Annotated in this window: 19 protein-coding genes; 9 read left to right on the top strand and 10 right to left on the bottom strand. The window is 42.5% G+C overall.

Features of this window, described 5'->3' with window-relative positions; all coding sequences use genetic code 11:
• The first annotated feature begins 5 nt into the window (after nucleotides 1-5).
• The 7 genes from BMX50_RS10850 to BMX50_RS10880 are packed head-to-tail and all read left to right on the top strand — an operon-like array spanning nucleotide 6 to nucleotide 6,800.
• Nucleotides 6-872: a transketolase gene (locus BMX50_RS10850; RefSeq protein WP_091210543.1), complete on the top strand. Its 867-nt coding sequence runs from the start codon at nucleotides 6-8 to the stop codon at nucleotides 870-872.
• Between the two features lies 1 nt (nucleotide 873).
• Nucleotides 874-1,812 (top strand): transketolase family protein, encoded by a 939-nt coding sequence (locus tag BMX50_RS10855; protein ID WP_091210544.1) that lies wholly within the window; start codon nucleotides 874-876, stop codon nucleotides 1,810-1,812.
• Between the two features lie 11 nt (nucleotides 1,813-1,823).
• The gene (locus tag BMX50_RS10860; protein WP_091210545.1) at nucleotides 1,824-3,164 is read left to right on the top strand and encodes an aminotransferase class III-fold pyridoxal phosphate-dependent enzyme; all 1,341 of its coding nucleotides are present in this window, start codon (nucleotides 1,824-1,826) and stop codon (nucleotides 3,162-3,164) included.
• A 3-nt stretch (nucleotides 3,165-3,167) separates the two neighbouring features.
• Nucleotides 3,168-3,971, top strand: a complete 804-nt coding sequence (locus BMX50_RS10865; protein WP_091210546.1) for an SDR family oxidoreductase — start codon at nucleotides 3,168-3,170, stop codon at nucleotides 3,969-3,971.
• A 15-nt stretch (nucleotides 3,972-3,986) separates the two neighbouring features.
• A complete protein-coding gene (locus BMX50_RS10870; RefSeq protein WP_091210547.1) occupies nucleotides 3,987-5,426 on the top strand; it encodes an N-acetylneuraminate synthase family protein in 1,440 nt (479 codons plus the stop codon).
• A gap of 5 nt (nucleotides 5,427-5,431) precedes the next feature.
• Nucleotides 5,432-6,415: a sterol desaturase family protein gene (locus BMX50_RS10875; protein ID WP_091210548.1), complete on the top strand. Its 984-nt coding sequence runs from the start codon at nucleotides 5,432-5,434 to the stop codon at nucleotides 6,413-6,415.
• 7 nt (nucleotides 6,416-6,422) lie between these two features.
• The gene (locus BMX50_RS10880) at nucleotides 6,423-6,800 is read left to right on the top strand and encodes a DMT family transporter (protein ID WP_199232876.1); all 378 of its coding nucleotides are present in this window, start codon (nucleotides 6,423-6,425) and stop codon (nucleotides 6,798-6,800) included.
• Between the two features lie 7 nt (nucleotides 6,801-6,807).
• On the opposite strand, the gene BMX50_RS10885 is transcribed toward BMX50_RS10880, so the two are convergent.
• Nucleotides 6,808-7,725, bottom strand: coding sequence for a PD40 domain-containing protein (locus tag BMX50_RS10885; protein ID WP_091210550.1), 918 nt, complete (start codon nucleotides 7,723-7,725; stop codon nucleotides 6,808-6,810).
• A 182-nt stretch (nucleotides 7,726-7,907) separates the two neighbouring features.
• Between BMX50_RS10885 and BMX50_RS10890 the strand changes: the two genes are divergently transcribed.
• Together BMX50_RS10890 and BMX50_RS10895 are read left to right on the top strand one after the other, a co-directional pair.
• Entirely contained in the window at nucleotides 7,908-8,336 is a 429-nt protein-coding gene (locus BMX50_RS10890) for a PepSY-like domain-containing protein (protein WP_091210551.1), read from the top strand.
• A gap of 248 nt (nucleotides 8,337-8,584) precedes the next feature.
• A complete protein-coding gene (locus tag BMX50_RS10895) occupies nucleotides 8,585-11,122 on the top strand; it encodes a DUF5686 and carboxypeptidase-like regulatory domain-containing protein (RefSeq protein ID WP_167667871.1) in 2,538 nt (845 codons plus the stop codon).
• Nucleotides 11,123-11,143: 21 nt separating this feature from the next.
• Here the strand turns inward: BMX50_RS10895 and BMX50_RS10900 are convergent, their stop codons facing one another.
• The 9 genes from BMX50_RS10900 to BMX50_RS10940 form a co-directional block, all read right to left on the bottom strand.
• Nucleotides 11,144-11,758, bottom strand: a complete 615-nt coding sequence (locus tag BMX50_RS10900) for an outer membrane beta-barrel protein (RefSeq protein WP_091210553.1) — start codon at nucleotides 11,756-11,758, stop codon at nucleotides 11,144-11,146.
• Nucleotides 11,759-11,762: 4 nt separating this feature from the next.
• Nucleotides 11,763-12,575 (bottom strand): sterol desaturase family protein, encoded by an 813-nt coding sequence (locus BMX50_RS10905; RefSeq protein WP_091210554.1) that lies wholly within the window; start codon nucleotides 12,573-12,575, stop codon nucleotides 11,763-11,765.
• 106 nt (nucleotides 12,576-12,681) lie between these two features.
• Nucleotides 12,682-13,236, bottom strand: coding sequence for a histidine phosphatase family protein (locus tag BMX50_RS10910; protein WP_091210555.1), 555 nt, complete (start codon nucleotides 13,234-13,236; stop codon nucleotides 12,682-12,684).
• Nucleotides 13,237-13,304: 68 nt separating this feature from the next.
• Nucleotides 13,305-14,732: a hypothetical protein gene (locus tag BMX50_RS10915; RefSeq protein WP_091210556.1), complete on the bottom strand. Its 1,428-nt coding sequence runs from the start codon at nucleotides 14,730-14,732 to the stop codon at nucleotides 13,305-13,307.
• A gap of 11 nt (nucleotides 14,733-14,743) precedes the next feature.
• Nucleotides 14,744-17,572: a TonB-dependent receptor gene (locus tag BMX50_RS10920; RefSeq protein ID WP_091210557.1), complete on the bottom strand. Its 2,829-nt coding sequence runs from the start codon at nucleotides 17,570-17,572 to the stop codon at nucleotides 14,744-14,746.
• A 268-nt stretch (nucleotides 17,573-17,840) separates the two neighbouring features.
• The gene (locus BMX50_RS10925) at nucleotides 17,841-18,872 is read right to left on the bottom strand and encodes a metallophosphoesterase (RefSeq protein ID WP_091210558.1); all 1,032 of its coding nucleotides are present in this window, start codon (nucleotides 18,870-18,872) and stop codon (nucleotides 17,841-17,843) included.
• 7 nt (nucleotides 18,873-18,879) lie between these two features.
• Complete coding sequence (locus BMX50_RS10930) at nucleotides 18,880-19,881, bottom strand: YncE family protein (protein WP_091210559.1); 1,002 nt, start codon at nucleotides 19,879-19,881, stop codon at nucleotides 18,880-18,882.
• Between the two features lie 39 nt (nucleotides 19,882-19,920).
• Nucleotides 19,921-21,129 (bottom strand): right-handed parallel beta-helix repeat-containing protein, encoded by a 1,209-nt coding sequence (locus BMX50_RS10935; RefSeq protein WP_091210560.1) that lies wholly within the window; start codon nucleotides 21,127-21,129, stop codon nucleotides 19,921-19,923.
• A 13-nt stretch (nucleotides 21,130-21,142) separates the two neighbouring features.
• Nucleotides 21,143-23,869, bottom strand: coding sequence for a TonB-dependent receptor (locus tag BMX50_RS10940; RefSeq protein WP_091210561.1), 2,727 nt, complete (start codon nucleotides 23,867-23,869; stop codon nucleotides 21,143-21,145).
• Nucleotides 23,870-23,904 lie beyond the last annotated feature (35 nt).

Raw genomic sequence — 23,904 nt, forward strand, 5'->3', positions numbered from 1 at the left:
AGCGAATGATAACAGAGGAGAACAACAATTACCAGGAATTAACAGACACCGCTCTGAAGGTACGGGAGCACATCATCCGCATGTCTACCGATGGCGGGTGCTTTACAGGTGCATCGCTATCGGCGGTGGATCTGATCGTTTATTTATACAGTCGCTTTTTGAATATCAATAAGGATAATCTTGATGATCCCAACCGCGATTACCTTTTTCTGTCAAAAGGCCATGATGTACCTGCCTTGTACGGCACCTTCGCCGAACTGGGTTTATTGGAAAAAGAGCGACTGAAAAATCACCTTTTACTTAACGATCATATTTACTGGCACCCCAATACAAAAATCCCGGGTATCGAGTTTCATTCAGGCTCATTAGGCCATTTACCATCGGTAGCCATTGGTGTGGCTATGGACCTGAAAATCAGCGGCAGCGCCAACAAAGTGGTTTGTATTTTGGGCGATGGCGAATTGAACGAAGGTACTTGCTGGGAAGCTATGCTGGTGGCCAATGCTTATAAACTGGATAACCTGCTGTTTGTGGTTGACCGCAACCATTTCCAGGCTAATATGCGTACGGAAGACCTGATTCCGCTGGAGCCGCTTGCCGATAAGTTTGAGGCATTTGGTGCGGCAGTTAAAAGAATAAACGGGCACAGTTTTGCCGAGCTTGACGAAGCTTTCGGCGCCTTCCCTTTCCAGGCCGGAAAACTGAATGTAATTATTGCCGATACCGTACGCGGTAAAGGCCTCCCAAGTATCCAGGAACGCGCAGACAGGTGGTTCTGCAATTTTAATGCAGACGAAATCCAGCAACTTTTATTGGAGCTGCATGGCGAACATCGAACAACATTAACATCAGAAACTTTAGTGGTGCGATAAGATGAGTTACGAAGAACTTTTAACCCAAACAGCGCTTGCCAACGAGCAGGTGATTGTAATGACCGCCGAAAACCGTGCGCTGGTACGCAACCTGCCCGGCATATTAGGCAAACGTTTTATTGATACAGGTATTACCGAACAAACCATGATTGGCGCGGCAGCTGGTCTGGCATTGCGTGGCCGCACGCCTGTTGTGCATGCGCTCGCTGCTTTTTTAACCATGCGTGCGTTTGAGTTTGTGCGCACCGATGTTGGCATAGCCAATTTGCCGGTTAAGCTAAGCTCGTTCATCCCCGGTTTTTTATCAGACGGTAACGGCCCAACCCACCAGGCAATTGAAGATATCTCGATCATGAGGGGTATCCCCAATGTAACAGTATTTGCCCCGGCCGATGAAGATGACCTGGTAAAAATGCTGCCCCAGATATGGGAAAGCAAAAGCCCGGCCTACACCCGCATCAATACACGCAAAACCACTTACGTACACGAACCTTTTACCCCAGGCAAAGCCGAAGTAATAGCTGAAGGAAGCGACGTAACCATCTTAACCTATGGCTTGCTGTTTGAGCAGGCACTGATAGCCGTTGAAATGCTGAAAAGCGAAGGCCTTTCTGTTGGTTTGATCAACATGCGCAGCCTTAAACCTGTTGATGAGCAGGCTATACTGAAAGCATCGGCACAAAGCAAACTGGTAGTCACGCTTGAAGACCATTTTTTAACCGGTGGCCTTTACACCATCGTGGCCGAAGTTTTATTAAAACACCGCACAACCGCCAATGTATTGCCTATGGCTTTGAACGAAAAATGGTTCAGGCCGGCGCTGCTTCCATCAGTATTGGAGCACGAGGGTTTTACCGGCAAACAAATTGCCGAAAAAATACTGGGCTACCAAACTGCCCACAACCAACCACAAATTTTAACACCTGAATTTTCAGAATAAAAATATTGATCATGGCTAATAAAATAGACCTTAACAACGATTATCCAAACATTACCGAGTCGGACAAATTATACGAACGCGCTTTAAAAGTTCAAAAACCGGTTACCCAAACACTGGCTAAAGGTCCGGGGCAATTTACCAAAGGTGCTGCGCCAAAATACCTTGTAAAAGGCAAAGGATCGCACGTATGGGATGTTGACGGTAACGAATACATCGACCTGAACTCGGCCATCGGCCCTATTTCTTTGGGTTACGCTTACCCGGCAGTTGATGAAGCTATCCGTCAGCAATTAAATGATGGTATCACTTTTTCATTAATGCACCCTTTGGAGGTTGAACTTTCGGAACTGGTACAACAGGTTGTGCCTAATGCAGAAGCGGTAAAAATCTCTAAAACAGGAGCTGATGTTTGTTCGGCAGCTATCCGCGTAGCCCGTGCTTTTACCGGCCGCGATAAGGTATTTTGCTGTGGTTACCACGGCTGGCATGACTGGTACATTGGTATCACCAGCCGAAACTCAGGCGTTCCCGAAGCTATCCAGGACCTTACCTATACTTTTGAATATAACGATATTGAATCGGTAAAAGCAGCTTTGGATGAAACTGTTGCAGCTCTGATCTTAGAACCTTTCATTTTTGAAGCGCCCAAACCGGGCTATTTACAGGAGCTTGCCGAGGTATGCAAAGCCAACGGTACTCTGCTCATTTTTGATGAAATGTGGACAGGTTTCCGAGTAGCTGTTGGCGGTGCGCAAGAGTATTTTAATGTAAAAGCGGATCTGGCTGTTTTCTCAAAAGCATGTGCCAATGGTATGCCGATTGCATTATTAACCGGCCGTGCCGACGTGATGGAGATGTTCAATTCCGAAGTATTCAGCTATACCACATTTGGCGGCGAAGCTTTATCATTAGCAGCTTGTATCGCTACAATAAATGAACTTCGCGATAAAAAAGTACCGCAATACCTTGATGAGCACGGCGCACTGTTAAAAGATGGCTACAACAGTCTTGCCATTGAATTGGGCGTTGACAAATACACACGTTGCGTTGGTTTTAACTGCCGCAGCATGGTAACCTTTACTCCCGATGCAGGTAACGGACTGGAAGTAAAAACCTTCATGCAGCAGGAAATGATAAAACGCGGCGTGCTTTGGGCGGGTTTCCACAATATGTGCTACAGCCATACTACCGAGGATATTGACTACATCCTTGCGGCTTATCGTGATGTATTGCCATTGTTAAAAGCAGCCATCGAAAGCGGCAATATTAAAGATCAGCTGAAAGGTGAAGTGTTAGAGGCCGTTTTCCGTAAGGTGAGCAATTATAACATCAAACCCAAAAGTATAGCCTAAGTCATGGATCTGTTTTCATTAAAAGGCAAAACCGCCGTAGTAACCGGTGCGTTGGGGCTTATCGGTCGTAAACATTGCGAAGCCCTTGCAGCAGCAGGTGCAAACGTAATAGTAGCCGACATAAACACCGAAGAAACCAAAGCATTTGCCGCACAGTTGGGCGATAACCATTTAGGCCTGAGCGTTGACGTAACCAGCAAGGATTCATTAATTGATGCGCTAAATGCAGCGCTTGATAAATATGATTCGGTTGATATATTGGTAAATAACGCTGCCATTAACGATAAGTTCGAGAACCCGGCCATGGCCAAGGAACTATCAGCGTTTGAAAACTATCCGTTAGAGGCTTTCCAACAATCGCTTAATGTAAATATTACCGGCGTATTCTTGTGTTCACAGGTATTTGGTACACACATGGCATTGCAACGCAGCGGCAGTATCATCAATATAGCATCAACCTATGGCATGGTTGGGCCTGATCAAAGCATTTACCGCGACTCGCGCGGGCAACAAACTTTTTACAAGTCGGCAGCATATCCGGTAACCAAAGGTGCTATCATCAATTTCACCCGCTTTTTGGCAGCCTACTGGGGATATACCGGTGTGCGGGTAAATACCCTTTCTCCGGGCGGTGTTGAAGCCGGGCAAAGCGAAGATTTTATTGGCAACTATTCAGCAAAAACATTATTAGGCCGCATGGCCCAGGCGTCAGACTATCAGGGCGCGCTTATATTCCTGGCCAGCGAGGCATCGGCTTATATGACCGGCGCTAACCTGGTTGTGGACGGGGGGTGGACAGCTATTTAATTTAAATCAACTATTATGAACGAGATTTTGAAACAAAAAGCGGCCGGCATTAAATTATTGCTTACCGACAACGATGGGGTTTTAACTGATGCCGGTGTATACTACAATCAAGACGGCGAACTTTTAAAAAAATTCAGCATGCGCGATGGTATGGGGGTTGAGCGCCTTCGCAAATTTGCAGGTGTAAATACAGGTATCATCACCGGCGAAAACTCGCCATCATTAATTAAAAGAGCAGAAAAATTACAGATCACCGAACTGCATTTAGGTATAAAAGATAAAGCAACTACCTTTAAAGAAATTTGCAGCCGCTTAGAACTGCAACCTAACGAAGTTGCCTTTATAGGCGATGATTATAACGACCTTGAAGTAATGAAACTGGCCGGTCTTACAGCTTCTCCTGCCGATGCTTTGCCACATGTTAAAGCTCAGGTTGATTTTGTAAGTTCATTAAATGGCGGCGATGGATGCTTCCGTGAATTTGCAGAGATGATCATCGAAGCTAAAAGTGATAAATATCTGTCGGGAACAAGAAATGGCAGCATCACTTTGCAAAATGGCCGCGTAATTGGTAAAGGACAGCCAAGCTATATCATTGCCGAAATTGGCATTAACCACAACGGCTCACTTGAAATTTGCAAAAAATTAATTGATGAAGCTGTAGCTGCTAAAGCCGATGCCGTTAAATTCCAAAAACGCACGCCGGAAATTTGCGTGCCGCGCGATCAGTGGGAAATTATGCGTGATACCCCGTGGGGCCGTATCACTTATATTGACTACAAACGTAAAACCGAATTTGGAATTGCCGAATACGCAACCATTGATCAATATTGCAAAAAAGTAGGTATCGATTGGTTTGTATCTGCCTGGGATGCACCATCTGTTGATTTTATGGAGCAGTTTGATACCATCCTGTACAAACTTGCATCAGCATCCTTAACTGATTTCGCTTTGATCCAGCGTATATTGGAAACCGGTAAACCCTTAATGCTATCAACCGGCATGTCGACAATGAAAGAGATCGAAACAACCATGGATTATATCAACGCATTCGACGAAAACTATCCATTGTTTATTGCTCATTCAACGTCGGCTTATCCATGCCCTCCGCAGGAGCTTAACCTTAGGATGATCCAAACACTGGAGAACAAATATCCCGGCATCCCTATCGGTTATTCGGGCCACGAAACAGGTTTGGCAACTACGGTAGGTGCAGTAGCCATGGGTGCAACATTTGTTGAACGTCACTTTACGCTTGACCGTGCCATGTGGGGATCTGACCATGCAGCTTCTGTTGAGCCACAAGGTTTACAACGCTTGGTACGTGATATCAGGGATGTTGAAACAGCAGCCGGTGACGGTGAAAAACGTGTTTACGAATCAGAACTTGCGCCAATGAAGCGTTTAAGGGTAAACATCAGCGACGAATACAAAGAAAAACCAAGCGTTAAATAATAGTAATGTCTCCGGAAAAACTGACTACCATAATTACGTCCATTATCCTTTTTTGCTGGATAGGATTCATCATTGCCTGGGAACGAATATCGCCTTACAGAAAAGGTTTGAAATTTTTCAGGGAAGGTTTTTGGATTGATTTAGTGTGGTATACACTGATACAAAGCTACTTTTTAAAGATCCTCATTTTCGATTATATCATTAAACCCTTAGAGGCGCACTTTGATCTATCGCATCTGCATTTAATAAGTAACTGGCCTATAGTATTGCAAGTGTTGTTTTTCCTGTTTACGCATGACCTTTATATTTATTTGTTTCACCGCTTTCAGCATTCAAATAAATTTTTCTGGCGTATTCATGAGGCGCACCATTCTGGTAAGGAGGTTGACTTTCTGGCCGGTTCGCGTTCGCACATCATGGAGATCGTCATTAATCAAACTATTGAGTTTGCACCTATCATTTTGTTAGGTGCAGACCCAATAGTTATACCGATAAAAGCCATGTTAGATGCCATGTTTGGCATGTTTATACACGGCAATATCAAGGTAAACATGGGCAAACTTAAATACATTATTAACTCGCCCCAATTGCATTTATGGCACCATGCCAATTACCAGGAGGTTTTTCATGCCAACTTCTCTACCAAGTTTTCATTTTGGGATTACCTGTTCGGTACTGCTTATGACCCGGGTCACGCACCGGGCGATAAACCCGAAAACTGGGGCCTTTATTACGATTACCCAAAAGATTACTTTTTACAGCACGCCTTCAGCGTAAAACGCTTTGATGAAAAAACATTGCTTAAATACCGTTGGTTCAACTGGTATTATCATTTAAGGCCGAGGTTTATAAATTGGCTGATAACAATTATCCCAACCAGGCTAAAAACGCTCGTTCCTGTTAAAATAAACAAAGCTCCTGAATTGGATATTGAGCCGCAACCCGTTACCTTAGCAGCCGAACAAGAAAACGTACTACAACAAAACTAACAACATATTGGCCTGGCTATATATTTTAATTGCCGCCGCGTTTGAAGCGGCCTGGACATTCTCGCTAAAATTCATGAAATTCAGCGATTTGAAGGCACTTCGTCTTAATTCTGTTTTAAGTCTGCAACATGGTTTACCCGTTTGGCTGCCATTTGTAGGTTACATTGTATTTGGTATTGGTAATATCTATTTCTTTTCATTGGCTATAAAACTGGTACCAACTGCCGTAGCATATGCTGTTTGGACAGCGGTAACCCTCATCCTGATCAAGTTAGTAGAGGTTTCGTTTTTAAATCAACGCCTCTCCTACATGGAAATATTTTTCATGCTGCTAATCATGACCGGGGTTTTAGGCTTAAAGTTTTATGGCCCGGAAGTGAAATAAATGGCTGTTATTTGCCTAAAGCCTCCTTTCTTAGTTTAGCCTTCAAACCATCAAACCGAACCCAGTAAAGGTGACAATCCTTTTCGCTGGTACCTTTGGTATAAATGAGGTATTTCCCGTCGGGAGTAACATATTCACCCCAGCGGTGTGCATCGCCATCATTAATCAGCGGACCAAGGTTTAGCGGTGTTGTCCAGCTATGATCGGGCTTACGAAAAGTGATCCCGAGTTCACATTCGTAATCTGGCTTCTCCTTATAACTGATGATCATGTATGATTCATCAGGTGCTACGTAGAAATCGCCATCGAAGGCAGGCGTATTAATAACCGGGCCAAGGCTTTTAATAACAGTATCAGTTTTGGTGATGGTAAGCGTGCAAAAATCGTAAGTGTTGTAATCTTTTACATTTCCTGCATTGCCGTTGCTGGCAACGTAAAAAGTTCCGCTGTTGGTTGGCATAAACTCATACAAGCCATAATTTTTTGCCAGGAAAACCACCGGATTTGTCCAGCCTGTTTTGTTACGATGCGATATAAACACATAGGAGTGTTTACCATCGCCCCTCCCCGCAAAGTACATGCTCTTGCCATCAATAGAAAAAGTTGGCGAAAAGTAGGCGTAATTAAGTACAAAAGGGCCACGCCACTTATTACCCTCATATTTTAAATAACGGAGCCTGTTCCCTTTTGTAGTAAACCAATGCATGGCGTTGGCATAATAAAACTCCTTACCATCGGCCGAGAAAGCCGACCTGCCCATAGCTATACCGCTGTCGGGCACTAACATCTGTTGCGCAAAAATCCGCGGTGTGTCATTAGGGCGCTGCTGCCCGAGGTAAGCATCCTTGCTATTGAAAAAATTGCTTTGAGCGCTTACACCGCTATAAAAGCAGCACAACACAAGCAGGAAAATTAACGTTCTCATGGTAAAATGGTTAAGTTTATTTTATTGGATTTACGATCTGCAAAACAAAGTTATCGGAGCCTATTACAAACACCGGTTCAAACCCATTCAAGTTTGTTTCAATTAAAATCAAGCTGTTTTGCATGTACCATATTCCTCCAGATTGCTCCCTTACATTAGTGTAAATCAAAATAAAAGCACTTATGAAAAAGACCATTTTATTATCCGCTACTGCCTGCCTGTTCAGTATCGGAATTGCTGCAAAAGCTGCCAACGCATTAGATGTTCCGGCAGCTGTGAAACAAAGCCTCGCCAAAAAATACCCTAATGCAACCAAAATTACCTGGGAAAAGGAGAAAGGAAATTATGAAGCCAATTGGGGAGGCAAATCGGGCGAGGATACATCAGTGACTTTTACCCCGAAAGGTGAGTTTGTAGAAGAAGTAGACGCCATACCGGTTAATCAATTGCCTCCTGCCGTTTTTGATTACATTAAAACCAACTACAAGGGTGCGAAAGTTAAGGAAGCCGGGCGTGTGACCGATGCTGCAGGCAAAAAGATGTTTGAGGCAGAGATCAAGGGAAAAGACCTTTTATTTGATGAAAAGGGGATTTTTTTGAAAGTTGATTGAACAAGCACATCACAATGCTGTTAATCTTAAAATAATACATTCTTCAGAGACAATTCAAAATTAATTTGTACGTTTAGGAAAATTGAAGGCATATTCCGGGCTTAAACCCGGAATATGAATAAAACTGAACCCTTTTTGTATTTTTAATCTACCACAATTTGTTATCTTCTTTTGAGATTTCTTCCCAAACGTCAAACTCAATAAGACGCCTATCTCCTTATATTTCAACTTTATTACTCTTTTTGGTATTGCTTCCGATATGCGGCTTAGCACAGCAACCTGATAGCGTAAAAAAAACTTCAACGTCATTAATCACAACTGTCCGTGGGCAGGTGGTAGATGACGCATCCGGGCAACCGTTACCCGGTATTAATGTTAAACTTGTAGGCGGCAGGTACGGAACCATTGCCGATCCGGACGGAAAATTTGAGTTAAACGCAGCAGGAGCTTTTACGCATGTTACCTTTTCATACATTGGTTATCAAACCATTACCAAAGTAATTAAACCAGGGCAGGTAAACGTTCTGCACGTGAGGTTACACGATAGTCAAACCCAGCTTAAAGAAGTCAAGGTAGTTTCGGGAAAGAAACAACGTTACCGCAATAAAGGGAACCCGGCAGTTGAGCTCATCCAGCAGGTGATTGACCATAAAAAGCAAAACCGCATGGAAAGCGCCGATTACCTGCAATATGACCAGTATGAGCGCATCAATCTGTCATTTATCGACGTTCCTTCTAAACTAATGAACAGCCGTTATTTTAAAATGTATCAATTTATGCTTGATACAGTAAAAACTAACGGGCAAACCCAGGTGCTGCTTCCCGCCTATCTCAGCGAAAAGCAATACCAAAATTACTATCGCAAAGATCCCGCTAAATCCATCAGCGTGCTCAAAGCGCAAAAAGAGGCCAACATTCTTAAATTTATTGATACAGCAGGTCTGGATATTTATATGAACCGCCTTTACGGCAATAACATTGATATTTATGATAACAATGTTTTTATCATCACCAACCAGTTCCTGAGTCCGATTGCTGATCATTCGCCCAATTATTATAAGTTCTTTATTACCGATACTATACAAACAGGTAAAGAAAAGTTGATTGAACTAAGTTTTACACCACGCACCAAAGGCGACTTACTTTTTGAAGGTAAACTGCTTGTAAGTATGACAGGCAATTATGCTGTACGGGGCTGCGAGCTTGATGTAAACAAGCAAATCAACATCAATTTCATGCGGGCACTCAAGATCACACTTGATTTTGAGCAGAATCCTAACGGCAAATATTTTTTAAGCAAAAGCGATGTTAAAGCCGATTTTGGCATCTTAAAAAACAAAGGCCTCGGCCTGATGGGTGAGCGAACGGTAATATTTTCTAACTACATAGCAGACAAGCCTCTTCCTGCTGCGTTTTATGATGGCAAAGAATTACAGGTAGCTCCTGATGCCGACAAACCAGACACCTCATACTGGGCACATCAACGGCCCGATACGCTGTCCGATCATCAGGCAAAAATGTACCCCCGAATTGCCAGGTTAGAAAAAATGCCGCAATTTAAAAGGGCGACCTGGTTCGCTGCCACATTTACCGGAGGCTATGCTAAGGCCGGGCCAGTGATGATTGGCCCTATTGGTACAGTTTACTCACGTGATAGCCAGGAGGGTTCCCGCTTTCAGATTGGCGGACGCACTACTACCGATTTAAGCAAATCAATTTATTTTGAAGGTTTTGGTGCTTATGGTACGCGCGACAAAACATTCAAGTACAATATTGCTACCTTTTACTCATTTAATAAAACGCCATTTTATCGCTACCCTAATGATTACATTAAGGCAAGCTATTTATACGATGTTGATGTACCGGGAAGGGACCTTTCAACCATTAACCAGCAGGCAGCCCTTTCATCATTCTCAACAGGAAAAACAATATACTGGCTTTATAGCAAGGTTGCCAAAATTGAATATGTAAAGGATTTTGAAAACCATTTTTCATTTGATCTTGCATTCAGAAATTGGAACCAACGCCCCGCCGCATCATTGGCATTTCAATACAACAACGAGGCTAATACATTGGTTCATGACCTCACCACCAGCGAGCTGAACCTTGCTTTCAGGTATGCTCCGCACGAACAAATTTTACAAGGATCGGTTTATCGCCATACCGTTTACAGCAAGTACCCTATCATGAACCTGCAGATTAACCACGGGTTTAAAGGATTATTCAATGGCTCTTATGATTTTACGAGTGTTAAAGCAAGTATTTTCAAGCGTTTTTACCTATCTCAGCTTGGCTTTACTGATATAACATTGCTCGGAAATTATTTAGTAGGCAAAGTACCTTTCCCGCTCCTGAACATCGCCCCGGCAAACCAATCACTTGCTTATGATGAGGACGCGTATAACCAACAAACCTACCTCGAGTTTGTAAGCGACCATTACGCGGGCATCAACTTAACCCATAGTTTCAGCGGTTTTTTACTGAACAAGTTCCCATTGATAAGGCATCTGAAATGGAGAGAATATCTATCGGCCAAAATACTGTTCGGCGGCTTGCGTAACGAAAATAATCCACTCTATTCAAACAACTTGTTCCGGTTCCCTACGGGTGGTAACGGAGCAAATGGCACTTACGCCTTAGGCACTAAACCTTATATAGAAGCCGGTGTAGGTATAGGTAATATCTTCAAGTTTTTGCGCATAGACGGGATCAAAAGGTTTAACTACCTTGACCATCCGGGAGCCGCGGAATATGGTGTTAAATTTAGTTTCGCCCCGGATTTTTAAGCAGACCCTTTCATGTGGTATTTAAAACAGCGTAGTTGTAAAACCAATGCTATAACTCACATAATTGGGATTTAAAATATATTGTGATTTGGCCCTATACAAATGATAATAGGCCGGTTCAAATACAAGGGCAAAATGTGGTACAATATAATACTCCAACCCTGTTGATACTTTTACAGCCGGATGTTTAGTGCTTACACTGCCAATAGTAACCCCGTTTGAATTAACAGTAATGTTATTATATCCTGAAGTATTATAACCAGGTTGCAACAACGCATATATCCCAAACCTGTTTAATTTTCGGCGGTAACCAGCTCCCAAAAGGAAAAATCCAGCTGATAACTTTCCTTCTGTCACATTAGTCGGAACTTCGCCCGCTTTACTTTTGTATTTGTTATTTAGGGCGTCGTAGTTAAATCGAAAAAAAATAGCATTGATATAAGCGGGGCGGTACTCAACTGCAGTATTTAAAACGCTGCCCCGTTTCATGCTTACCTGCTCATCCCCGGAAGGTATATTTACACCTACTCCTCCGGGAAAATAAAGCCTCGATGTAAATTTTTCGGTTTGGGCGTTAACATGCAATGTCGTTAGCAGCACAGTTAATAATAAAAAAGATGCTTTGCAAATCCTCATTCTGTTAAGTACGCTTTGAAGCAAATGGGATCTGTAAAACCTTAACAAAACTTCTACATACGTTTTTATCGGGATGTGTATCTATCCCAAACACGGTATCATCCGGCTTCAGCTTTCCATAAGTACCAAATAACCTATCCCATACAGACAGTACATCGCCATAATTACAATCGGTATAAGGCAATTGATAATGATGGTGAACATGATGGATATTAGGCGTGATAAAGATCAAACCTACCCATTTATCTATGCCGTCTGACAACCGGAACTGTGTATGCGAGGTAATATTTGAAACCGTTTGAATGGTTTGCCTTAACAAAAGCAATTCAAAAGATGCACCGGTTATAGCTATCCACAACATTAAAAAGCACATTCTTATCAATGTTTCACCGGGGTGCTCCCTTACCGTGGTTGATACGTCAAGTTTTTGGTCGGTATGATGCACGAGATGAAACTTCCATAATACCCCAACTTTATGCATGATAACATGGTACAGGTATTCGCAAAAATCAAGTATTATAAACCCGGCCACATATTTTACTAATATACTTTGGTGCCACGGAAGCCGGTTTAATAAACCTATATGATTTCGGTTTATCCAGGCAGCTTCAAGCAATACAAACATGGTCATAAAAAGCTGCACCGGCAGTGCAGTTACAATAAACAGCATATTTGTGAAAGTGTGCCGCCATTTTTTGCGGACAGGTATTGCCAGTATCAAACCTTCAGCAAGCCACAAAGAGGTTATCAACGCTCCAAAAATCAGTATCTGTACTGATGACGGGTGGGTAAGGAAAAACGACTTGTTAAATTCCATGCTAAGCCTTTATCTCCAATATTACAGGAACATTCTGTAGCAATTATGAGCAAAGCCGCATAAACAAAAATCGGCCCCATCTGTAAAGCCGGGGCCGAAGTATAAACTAAAAATTACAATCTTTTCCGGGATCGATATTTTCCTTGTCACGCGAAAGAACAGCTTCGCCATTCTTGAAATTAACAATCCAGATGCTGTCATAATCATCGTCCGGCCATTTCAGGTTATCCTGTTTTACACCCAATGATCGTACAATTGGTGCTATGCCGCCATGTTCCCATACCACCAATATTACACCGGTACGGCTTTTTAAATCGGCAGCCAAGCCTAATGAGTCCTTCTCGGTGCGGGAACTGTTTACCGTTAAATTGTACTTGGCAGCAAGCGGCACAATGGTCTGAAACATCCTGGAATGTTTGGTAGCCTCTCCCAACCCTAAGCCAGGCACAAATATTTTGTCGGGCACACCAAATTTAGCGGTTAGTACGGCAGGTAATTTTAATGACCTGTTTATCCCCTGGCAGTTCAGATTATCACCCTTAACCGGCTTCTCGGCGTGACGGATAAATACAATTTTTAAATTAGCTGATTGTGCATTGACCGACAATGCGGTTAGGGAGGAGATAACTGATAAGCAAAGTATACAAATAAGCTTTTTCATTTTCTTGAATATATAAAAAAAGAATAGCCAGATTAATTCCGGCTATTCCTGAATAATAAATATTGTTATTAGTGTTGATTTCCTGAACCATTTAACTGGTATGCACCAAGATCGGTACCAGGTAAGGTTGCGTCTGATAAGCCATAGATCTTATCAAGCGGTACGGTAATCAACGGTTTAATTGATGTGTTACCCTTACCAATAAGTGGCGAGCTGGCCAACAAATGGAAGTTAAAATTCCCGATAGCACTGTATTGGTACAATGGGTGACCAACCGTTGGAAGCGGGAAGTTCAGGAACATCGGGTTATTTTTCTGCACAACATCACTGCCGTCATAAATAGAGCCTAATGTATAGTTTGCAGGCAGGTATTTTGCCGATGTTGTAATTGAAGGGATATCCGTGCTTTGCGGTTGTGTAATGTAGCCTGTAGGATAAAACTGGTTTGCCACGCTCAATGAATCGGCCCATTGGTAGTTGTTTCCATATGATAAGTGAGCAACATCAGCAACAGGGCTGCCAACCACACGGTAGCCAAACCTGCAATTGATAGCGACGTTATTGTAATACATACCTGCCGCGCCTTCTTCAAAGTTGATGCAACCACCACGGCCGCTTTGCACCTGCCTGTAGCCGCCGCTAACGAATGTATTGTTGTACATAACGATATTGGTTTGCGGAGCACCGGTAGCCTGACCTTTGTTTGATGCCTTTTGTCCGTTGGTTGCAGTACCCATAAACATATTATAGGCCATAGTACCCACAGTACCGCCCTTCGCATTTAAACAGTCGCCTCCGCTAACACCGTTTTTTTCAAAAGTATTTCTGAAGATTGCAATTTTACCCGCCGAAATCCTGATAGGGTCATCCACCCCACCGTACAGCCAGGAATCTTCCATAATGAAGTTGCCATTATAGTTAGCAAATAAGATACTGTATTGGTTGCCGGTGCCCGAACCTGCAATGGTTGATGTAGCTTTACCCTCGGTTAAGCCTGCATACTCCACGTGTGTCCATCTTAATACCAATAAATTACAGGTTGGCCCGCCAATGATGCCTTTCCATTTACCGGCATAAGCAGGGTCGGCAGCCGCAGTAAGGCCGCCCGGTGCATCATTTTTTACAATACCCGGAACGGTGATCCAGTTTGGCTGATTTTTTGAACCGTTACTTACCAGGGTACCAAGCGCTATAAGGCTGCTTCCAACGCCCATATTCAATGTAACGCCTGGCTGCATTAATAAGGTATCGGTTGGGTTAATTACCAAATCGCAACCGTCTTCAACGGTATATGTTTTGCCGGTAAGCATGGTACCTTTTACCGGGATTACGGTTGAACCACTTGAGCTGCATGAAAGCGGAGCCTTATCACTTACCGGGTTTGCAGCCGGCGGTGTATAGCTGTAAATGTCCATGTGCTCACCTTTCCATTTCTGACAACCGGAAAATGCCGCTGCCATCAGGATACAAATAACTGGGATTATATATTTTTTCATCGTTGCTTTTATTATAATTTATACCTGAAACCACCAAGGAATAGTGTTTTGTAATAGTCGCTTTGTACAAGCGTTTGACCTGCAATGTCTTGTTTGCCTAAAAACTCCTGCTGTTTTGCATCAAGACTACCATGCGGATATTTCAAATAGATTTTGCTGGCCGCGTTGGTGATATTATTAACCTTGCCATAGAAAGAAAACCTTTTGGCAATCGTTTTTTCGAAAGAAAAATCCAGCTGATTGTAGGCATGCTGATAAAAGTCCAGGTTATAATATGGAGATACCTGCGCCAAACGTTCGCCGGTGTATACAAATGCCAGCTGCATATCCAAACCTAACTTCGCGCTTTTGTACAGTACAGATGCATTGCCCACGTGGTCTGCCTGGCCTTGCAGCGGGCGTGTTTCATTCACATTAGTTTGCTGTAAACCCAAAGTAGGATCATTTGAGTAAAGCAATTTATTGGTGGTTATCCTTGAGTGGGTGTACGTATAATTGATTGAAAAGCCTATCACGCCAAAGAATTTAGTGGCCAAAGCTTCGAAACCATAGTTGGTAGCATTGCCCGGGTCATTTTGAGGTTTAATAACCTGTGAGCTCGGGCCACCATCACGAACAACGAAATACTCAATAGGATTATAGATCTTTTTGTAGAAAGAACCTAACAATAACTGATCGGCGCCGCCTGGGAAAAACTCATAACGTACGTCGTAGTTATCAGCTGTGATGTGTTTTAAGTAAGGGTTACCTACCTGGTCATAATATTCGCCTGTAACTTTATATGGCACCTGCTCACCAAAACCCGGACGGCTGATTGCCGCATAGTACGATGCACGGATATTTTGATTATCTGTTAATTGATACTTTAAATGGATACTTGGTAATACATCTGTGTATTTAATATTACCGCTTCTTTGTGTAACTGTTTCCGGCGATTGGGTAGCATAAGTTAAATCGGTATTTTCAATACGTACACCGCCTAACACCTGTAGTTTCGGGAACAGATCAAACTTAACCTGTAAATACTCAGCGTTATCATTTTCCCTTACATGATAGTTATTTTGCAGATCGGGGTTATTGGCACCGATACCATCCGCTGCCGAATTGAACGCAAAAGGAATAGAATTGAAATTATTATTGAATAAGGTTGATTTACCACCGGTTAATGAATAAGTGATATAATCAGCATCCCTCACTTTGTGGCGATATAAACCACCCGCCGAAAACTCAACATCTTTACCGGCGATTTTAGGAGTATAGATCAGGTTAGCGTATCCCGAAATGTCTTTATCGCGGTTATTTTCCCAATGATGATCTAACTGGGTATTATTATCAACCTCGGCAGTAACTGCTCCTGAGTTATTGAGGGTTTTGTTGGCATCGTAAAAAAACTCGGTTCTATCCGGCTGATGCCTGGTAGCTTCAGAATATACTCCATCCCAGTTTAAACGCCACTCGTTGCCAAGCCAGTGATCGCCATGCAAAGTTGAGTTATAGATACTTTGCTTAGTTAGCATACTTCTGTTTGAGATGGTGATCTGCTTGCTTAAGCCAGTGGAGTTTAAACCAAGGCCAAGAGTATCAGAAGTAAAACGCGATTCAAATTCGCTTTGATGGATGTAAAGGTTGTATAACGAGATCTTATTGTTGTTATTGATGGCGTAATCTATTTTATTGTGGATACCAACACGTTCTGTTTGGGTTGAATAAGTACGATCATACGCATCAGAAAACTGTGGTGAGTTTGGCAGCGGGATAGCTGATGGCTGCGCGTTTGGTGTAAGCTGCTTTGAGTTAGAGCCACGGTATATATTCTGATAACTTGCAGATACTATAACGCCTAATTTTCTGTTCAAAAACCTGTCGCCAATAGTGATACCGGCGGTTGAGCTAAATGGAGTTGAAATGTTTTTATCGCTTGCAAGCGCCTTGTTGCTAAAATCAGCATAGGTAGCTGCATAGCTATTGCCGTTAATAGCCGCCGGAGATTTGCTGTTAGGAGATGCGCTAAAACCAACAAATGGCCTGCTTGATGAAAATAATGTGGAAAAGCCACCTGATACGTTAGCGCTCAAAGTAAACTGGCTTGGAGCGCTTTTCATCACCAGGTTCATCACACCGCCAATGGCATCGCCTTCCATACTTGGGGTAAGCGCTTTGATCACTTCAAGCCTTTCCAGCATTTCTGAAGGGAATATATCCATAGGTACAAATCGGTATTGAGCATCAGGGCTTGGTATTTTAATACCGTTTACCAATGTTGAGTTGTAACGCTGGTCCATCCCCCTGATAATAGCGTAACGGCCTTCGCCGCTTGCCGAACGCTGGATGGTTACACCGCTAACACGCTGCAAAGCGTTAGCCACCGTAACATCGGGTAATAACTTAATAGTATTTGCCGAAAGTACGTTGATAACCATCGGTGCATTTTTTTCAATACTACGCACAGCACCATCAGATTCTTTGTTTGCCTGGGCTTTAACCTGTATTTCGGTCATCTGCATATCGGCATCCTGCAAGGCTACATTTACCGTAATGACATCGCTGGCTGATGTAATATTGCCTTCTTTAACTTTAGAAGGGCCGTAACCAACGTAATTTACCTGTAATTTGTAAGGTCCATTCTTTAAATTTTTGAAGCTATAAGCGCCATTAAGGTTAACCGCAACAAATTTGCTAAGCCCATCCTGGGTTAAGTGCACTGTTGCTCCGGTAAGGGGTTCGCCGGTTTTAGCATCGGTTACCTTTCCCCTTATGGTTTGGGCCATAGTTGTAAAGGAAAATAGCAGGCATATTGAGAATAATAGCAATAACCTGTTAAGAAAGTAAGGGTGTTTCATGAACAACGGGTTTAATTTTCCGCAAAGAAACCCGCTGAAAACTGGAGAAAAATTGAATAAAGAAGCCTAAGAATAATACATAACCAAAACTTAACACAGGCTTAATAATACAACGATTAAAGTGCTTCAAAAACCCATTTCATATTAAGGATTGGCAATCACGATCAATTATTATTGGTTATCAGGCTTACAGCTTACCATTTGATAAGCTGTAAACTTGAATTGAAAAAACGTATTACACAGGGAAACCCCTTAAGCTATCCCGTTTTTATTTAGTAAGCTCGGTTTGGTAAAGCACCTCTCCCTGGTAATTTATCGCCCTTACGTTCAATCGTTTCTCATCTACAGCAAAATACATAAAGCCATGCTCTGATGCCTGGAAACGGCTATAGGGAACACCTGCTGTAACCTTTGTAAGTTCGGACCCCGCACCTGAAATAAACTGATGTGTAAAGCCATCGGGTTTCAGATGTTGTAGTGAATGCTCATGCCCGGAAAGATAAACGTCGACTTTATGATCTTCAAAAGTTTTGGTCAATGCTTTTCTCATGGTTAACGTATCGTAGTTTTCAATGCGGGGACCTACAGAATAACAAGGATGGTGCCCGATCACGATCTTCCATTTTACATCCTCAGACGCATTCGCCAGCGTTTCATTAAGCCATTGCATTTGCTTTTCAACATACTGGGCCTGCGATTCATGTAAAAAAGGATCTGTATCAATGAATATCAAAAGAGCTTTCGCTTTAGCTTGCTGCTTCTTTTCCTTTGGTTCTTTTTTGACAGCCTCGTCTTCGTTATTTTTAGCTTTATTCAAGCTGATTTCTTTGGAATAATACCGCGCCGGCATATTCCAGCGGCGGCTTATTTTACTGTATCTGACCTGGGCATCAACATCCGAATGATAGTCGTGATTACCAAAAACCGGGTACCAGTCGCATTGCAGTGAATGCGCGGTATAAATATTCTCGAACGAATAATGCCATAACGGGTCAAATTCGCTGATAACTCCTTTGGGATAAAAATTATCACCAACCGAAACAACAAAATCATTTGGATGCGCTGCACCCCAAAGCCCCATCTGCTTTCCAACTTCCATTTGGTCATATTCACCGTTACGGCCCCAATCGCCCAGGGCCATAAAATGCAGGGAGTAGTCATCTTTAATTGCCGGCAGCAAGGTTAGCTCCTCACTTGTTAAGTGTGTTACCCTGTTTGCCGCAAAAGCGCTTAAGGGAGCAATAAGTGAAGCCCCTATTGCGGATAAGGTAGTATTTTTTACAAAATCTCTTCTTTTCATCTCAATATTATTGCTGACGATAAACAAGTAACTTAAATGTACCAGGCTTCATGGTTTTGTTTCCTGTTTCATAATCGGCAACCGGGAAGTAAAGCTTATGTGTATCCAGATCAATAGCCATGGTTTTAGCACGGTATTGGGTAGCCAGTGTTTGCACAGTGCTATAATTGCCTGGAGTGTCTTGCTTAAAGATGCTGGCTGTTCCATCGCCGTTTGAGGCTACAAGTATTTTTTGAGCCGGGTCATATACAACGGCATCAACGCCTGCGCCAATTGGCAGTGTTTGGATCACTTTGCCGGTAGGAATGTCAACTACGCTAAGACTTTTGTTTTCGCGGCAAACGGTAAACAACTTTTGGTTCTCCTTATCCATAGCTATACCAGTCGGGCCACCACAAGGACTTAGGTTATAGTTTTTGGAAACCTTTAATGTTTTTGTGTCAATTACATTCAGGCTGCTTTTATCTTCCAGGTTGTTATATATAGTTCCTTTACCATCGGCAACCGCAAATTCGGGAGCCCCGCCCATATCAATTGATGCTATCTGTTTCATTGATACAGGATCAATCACGCACGAACTGCTGCTATGACCATTAAACGTAAAGATCTTTTTTGAATAGGAATCAAAAATAATAGCATCGGCACCTTTATGATCTAATGGAATACGGGTGATCACTGCCAGCGTTTTGATATCAAACACAATAACTTCATCGGCTTTACCGTCGCTTATAAAGCCTTTATTAAGCTCATTGTCAATAGCGATGCCGTGCACGCCCTTCATATCCCCAATAGTGCCTTTAAGAGTTTCGGTTTTCAGGTCAACTACGTTTACTTCGGTACCGTGTGATGCATATAATGTATGGTTGGGCTGATCAATAAAAACGTAATCATAACCACCATTACCGGGCAAAGCAATGGTTTTATCCAACACATAATTTTGAGCAAATGCCTTTGATGCCCCTGAAAACAGGCCGGCATTTAAAAGAAACAATAACGCTATTTTTTTCATGATGATTTTTATAATTGAGTTATATTAAAATACTGGTGCTTAATGTTTATTCCCCTTACCGTCACTGGTATAAGCACCCAGATCAAGGTTATATTGCGTATTGCCTGCACTAAACGCTGGTGATGTACTTTGTAAGTGAAAATCGTTGGTATTAGGAAATCCATTAGGTGCGGCTACTGTGCCATCAAACTTTACGAACATTGGATCCTTGTCCCCTATCTTTTTTGAGATCAGATCGGTAGGCTGAGGTTTCCCCAAACCTGATGGAGGATAAAAGCCATCTCTGATGTTGATCTTTAAAGTAGGATCAACCAAATCGGCATAAGTATCAACCGTGGCATAAAACAGGTTATTGCCGTAAGTGGTGTGGGCAATATCGCCATCGTCAAATAATTCAATTCCGTGGTAATCATTAACTATAATATTGTTAAAAATGTGGCCGATGGCATTTACACCAACAGAAACAGCACGCCCCGGCTCGGCCGAACCTCTTCGCCAGCCATTTGAAACCAGGGTATTGTTATACACATTTACCTCGGTTTGCGGAAAGGGCTTGCTCGAACTGGTTTCAAGCTTAACACCTGAGCCTGCCTGGCTAAAAATTACGTTATAAGCCACGGTACCGGTAACACCTGTTTTAAGGTTTATACCTTCACCATCAGTACTGCCCGATGAGCTGATGGTGTTTCTTAAAATAGTTACCTTGGCGCCGTTGCTTAAGGCCATCAGGTCATCCTGACCGTTGGTAAACCATGAATCTTCAATATCTACGTTGATAGCGGCTTTAACCTTTAATGTACCCCGTGCACTTCCGGAAGCATCCGGGCCGCCGGTGTTATCAACATGCGTCCAGATAATGGTTATAGCCTGTGCTGTATCACATTGAAAACCGCCCCAGGTACCGGGCTTGTTCGAGTCAGAGTTAAAATACACCGGCTGATCTTTTGTACCTACCAGTTTTAAAACACCCTGAATATTAACCTGCGAGTTGTTTTTCACGATAACATTTGCACCGGGCTGAGCATAAAGTGTATCGCCTTTTTTTACCGTAACATCGGCGGTTATGGTATATGTTTCGCCGGTTACCAGTGTGCCTTTTACAAAACCGCTGATATTACCGGGCTGTATCGGGCTTGAAGTAGGAATTTTAATTTGAGTAAACGTAGTTAACTCAGCTTTTTTACAGCTATTAAGGGTAGCAGTTGCAATAAAGCCAACTGCTAACATAAATATATATTTCACTTTCATGGATTTGATGCTTTTATAATGAATACCTGAAACCTAAATTGAAACTTACGTTGTACAAATCTTTTGATTGAACAAGGTTATTGATCAATACTGTTGTAGGTGTGTTGAGCAGGTTGTTCACCTTAGCTGTTAAAACAAAATGCTTGGCTACCTGCTTTTCTCCTGATAATGCAAGGAACGATTGAGGTTGCTGATAGTAATCATATCCATAGTTTGGATAGATCAACGACAGCGTTTTACTGGTATAGGTATAGGCTAACTGAACAAAAGCCTTTTGCTTATCATTTTTGTATAGTAACGACAGGTTTAATACATCACCGGTTTGCCCTTGCAGTGGCCTGCTTTGCAATCTCGGAACAGAGGTAGAAACCCCATTCGCATCGGTAGAGGTATAAATTTTTGTAGTTTTTATGTTTGAGTAGGTATACGTGTAATTACCTGATACACCAAGATCGCCAAAATACTTACTGTAAACTATTTCTGCACCTGTAACCTTGGCTGTACCAAAGTTTTGCGGCGAAGTATTAAGCTGCCCGTTTTGGGAATCATTTAAAGCAAACTCAATGGGGTTGATGATATTTTTGTAAAACCCGCCAACAAACAATTGTTGTTCTTTACCTGGAAACAATTCATAGCGGATATCATAGTTATCCGCTTCAGTATGTTTTACAAGCGGGTTACCGGTAACGTCGGTGCTTTCACCAAGGGTTGGGGTTGGCACCAGCTCATATAATGCCGGACGTGCTATTGACTTAAAATAAGATGCCCTTAAGTTTGAATTTTCGGTAAGCTTATATTTTAACTGAACACTTGGTAACACATCAGTATAAGTTTTTTTTGCATTACTGCGGATATCCAGAACAACAGGATGGGTATCATAGCCTTGCTTAGTACCTTCAACACGTACACCGCCGATAACCGCTAAATTATCCAGCACGAGTTTAACTTCGCCGTAGCCTGCAGTGATATCTTCGTAAGCTGTATAATTGGTTTTATCGCTTTGATCGGTACCTGTTTGATTATAAACTACAAAGTTAGCTGAATAGATATCGGTAAAGCCGCTTTTACCTCCGTTGGCAGTGGCGGCCGGCCGCAAAATGTATTCGTTTTGATGGTTGTAGCGTGTACTATGCCTGTAAAGGCCACCTGCCTTTAATTCAATGGCACTTTTTTCACCAAGACCTGTTTTGTAGCCGATATTAGCCATAGCGCTAAGGTCTTTATTACCGCTCTTTTGCCAAATCCTTGATATATTATCAAAATAATCGGGAGTACTTGTAAAATCGGGATTGATTAAATGGTTGATAGATATATCGGCCCTGTCTGGCGCGTTTTGAGTAGCATTGCTGTAAACACCAGCCCAATCAAAAAGGAAATGTTTTTCGATAACATGTTTACCGCTCAGTTTGAGATTTTCAACATATTGATTCTGGATGTTTGAACGGTTGTCGTTAAAAACGGTACCTGTACCCGGCCCTATCCTGCCGCCGTTGCCTCCTAATATCGAGGTATCAATACTTAAACGAGTTTGTGCAAGATGAGTATAAAGGAAAACGTTATCAACGCTCACCTTGTTATTATCGTCAAACTTATAATCCAAATGAGCCGACAGCCCATTGTTTAATTGCTGGGTTGAATAAGCCCGGTTGGCCACGTCAGAAATAACCGGCTGGAAGTTCTTGCCTGGCCTGATATCGGGCTGGGCTACGTTAAATTCTGAATTTGTTCCGTAAAATTGGTTTTGATAGCTATCGGCAATAATAAACCCTAACTTATTATTAAGGAACCTGCGACCGTAAGTAAAACCGAGTAATGCGGTTGGTGGGGCATTCTTCTTGGTAAAGTCAAGGTTAGCCCTTGAAAAATAGCCCGGAGGAGCGCTATAAGCAGCTCCGAACCTTTCAGTCGGGCTTCTACTTTGAACCGCGCCATGATAAAAATCATCAAACCTCCGGTTAAAGAAAATGGCGCTATAGCCTATCGAGCCGTTTGCCTTAAAATACTCGTACTCGGGTGCATCTTTAAAAACCAGGTTCACGGTTCCGCCTATTGCGTCGCCTTCCATTTCGGGTGTAAGGCTTTTACTTACTTCAACACTTTCTAACAGATCTGAAGGGACAATACTTAATGAGATAAACCTTGAAACAGGATCGGGACTGGTAACCTTTACACCATTAATTAATGTATTATTATAACGTGGTTCTAAACCCCTTATAATAGCATAAGCCTCATCCGAACCACTGTTGCGCTGGATAGTAACTGCCGAAACACGTTGCAGGGCGTTCGCGGCATTAATATCCGGCGACCGCTGCATAGCTTGTGCCGAAAGTACGTTAATAATATTATCCGCCTTATTTTCCTTATGCCGGGATGATGACTCAGATTCAGCATTGGTTGTGCCGTAAACTTTAACGGTTTTAAGCTCTTCAGGCTTTTCTGATAGCGTAATATTCATTACAGACACCTTGCCGGCCGTAATGGTGATGTCCTGCTTGTACTCAGTATAGCCTATATACTTTACTTTAAGCTTATACTGCCCGGCATCAACACCGGTGATAGCATAATTACCAAATGCATCGGTAACCGCACCTCCGTTTTTATTATCAAAATGGACAAAGGCGCCGCTTAATGGCTCTTTTGTTTGCGCATCAATTATTTGTCCTTTTATTCCCCCTGTTTGTGCAGAGGCAACAGTTGTGAATAAGGTTAACAGGAATAACAGGTAAATTTTATTGATCATAGGGCACGTGTTTTTTGCCAAAACACCGTGCTAAA

The organism is Mucilaginibacter gossypiicola (assembly GCF_900110105.1).
Lineage (GTDB): Bacteria > Bacteroidota > Bacteroidia > Sphingobacteriales > Sphingobacteriaceae > Mucilaginibacter > Mucilaginibacter gossypiicola.

What these genes read in the sequence shown, in the direction of transcription:
- BMX50_RS10940 (WP_091210561.1), bottom strand. Translation starts at nt 23,869, where the DNA reads ATGATCAATAAAATTTACCTGTTATTCCTGTTAACCTTATTCACAACT.
- BMX50_RS10885 (WP_091210550.1), bottom strand. Translation starts at nt 7,725, where the DNA reads ATGAGAACGTTAATTTTCCTGCTTGTGTTGTGCTGCTTTTATAGCGGT.
- BMX50_RS10915 (WP_091210556.1), bottom strand. Translation starts at nt 14,732, where the DNA reads ATGAAAAAATATATAATCCCAGTTATTTGTATCCTGATGGCAGCGGCA.
- BMX50_RS10905 (WP_091210554.1), bottom strand. Translation starts at nt 12,575, where the DNA reads ATGGAATTTAACAAGTCGTTTTTCCTTACCCACCCGTCATCAGTACAG.
- BMX50_RS10890 (WP_091210551.1), top strand. Translation starts at nt 7,908, where the DNA reads ATGAAAAAGACCATTTTATTATCCGCTACTGCCTGCCTGTTCAGTATC.
- BMX50_RS10925 (WP_091210558.1), bottom strand. Translation starts at nt 18,872, where the DNA reads ATGAAAAGAAGAGATTTTGTAAAAAATACTACCTTATCCGCAATAGGG.
- BMX50_RS10860 (WP_091210545.1), top strand. Translation starts at nt 1,824, where the DNA reads ATGGCTAATAAAATAGACCTTAACAACGATTATCCAAACATTACCGAG.
- BMX50_RS10910 (WP_091210555.1), bottom strand. Translation starts at nt 13,236, where the DNA reads ATGAAAAAGCTTATTTGTATACTTTGCTTATCAGTTATCTCCTCCCTA.
- BMX50_RS10920 (WP_091210557.1), bottom strand. Translation starts at nt 17,572, where the DNA reads ATGAAACACCCTTACTTTCTTAACAGGTTATTGCTATTATTCTCAATA.
- BMX50_RS10875 (WP_091210548.1), top strand. Translation starts at nt 5,432, where the DNA reads ATGTCTCCGGAAAAACTGACTACCATAATTACGTCCATTATCCTTTTT.
- BMX50_RS10865 (WP_091210546.1), top strand. Translation starts at nt 3,168, where the DNA reads ATGGATCTGTTTTCATTAAAAGGCAAAACCGCCGTAGTAACCGGTGCG.
- BMX50_RS10870 (WP_091210547.1), top strand. Translation starts at nt 3,987, where the DNA reads ATGAACGAGATTTTGAAACAAAAAGCGGCCGGCATTAAATTATTGCTT.
- BMX50_RS10850 (WP_091210543.1), top strand. Translation starts at nt 6, where the DNA reads ATGATAACAGAGGAGAACAACAATTACCAGGAATTAACAGACACCGCT.
- BMX50_RS10935 (WP_091210560.1), bottom strand. Translation starts at nt 21,129, where the DNA reads ATGAAAGTGAAATATATATTTATGTTAGCAGTTGGCTTTATTGCAACT.
- BMX50_RS10900 (WP_091210553.1), bottom strand. Translation starts at nt 11,758, where the DNA reads ATGAGGATTTGCAAAGCATCTTTTTTATTATTAACTGTGCTGCTAACG.
- BMX50_RS10855 (WP_091210544.1), top strand. Translation starts at nt 874, where the DNA reads ATGAGTTACGAAGAACTTTTAACCCAAACAGCGCTTGCCAACGAGCAG.
- BMX50_RS10930 (WP_091210559.1), bottom strand. Translation starts at nt 19,881, where the DNA reads ATGAAAAAAATAGCGTTATTGTTTCTTTTAAATGCCGGCCTGTTTTCA.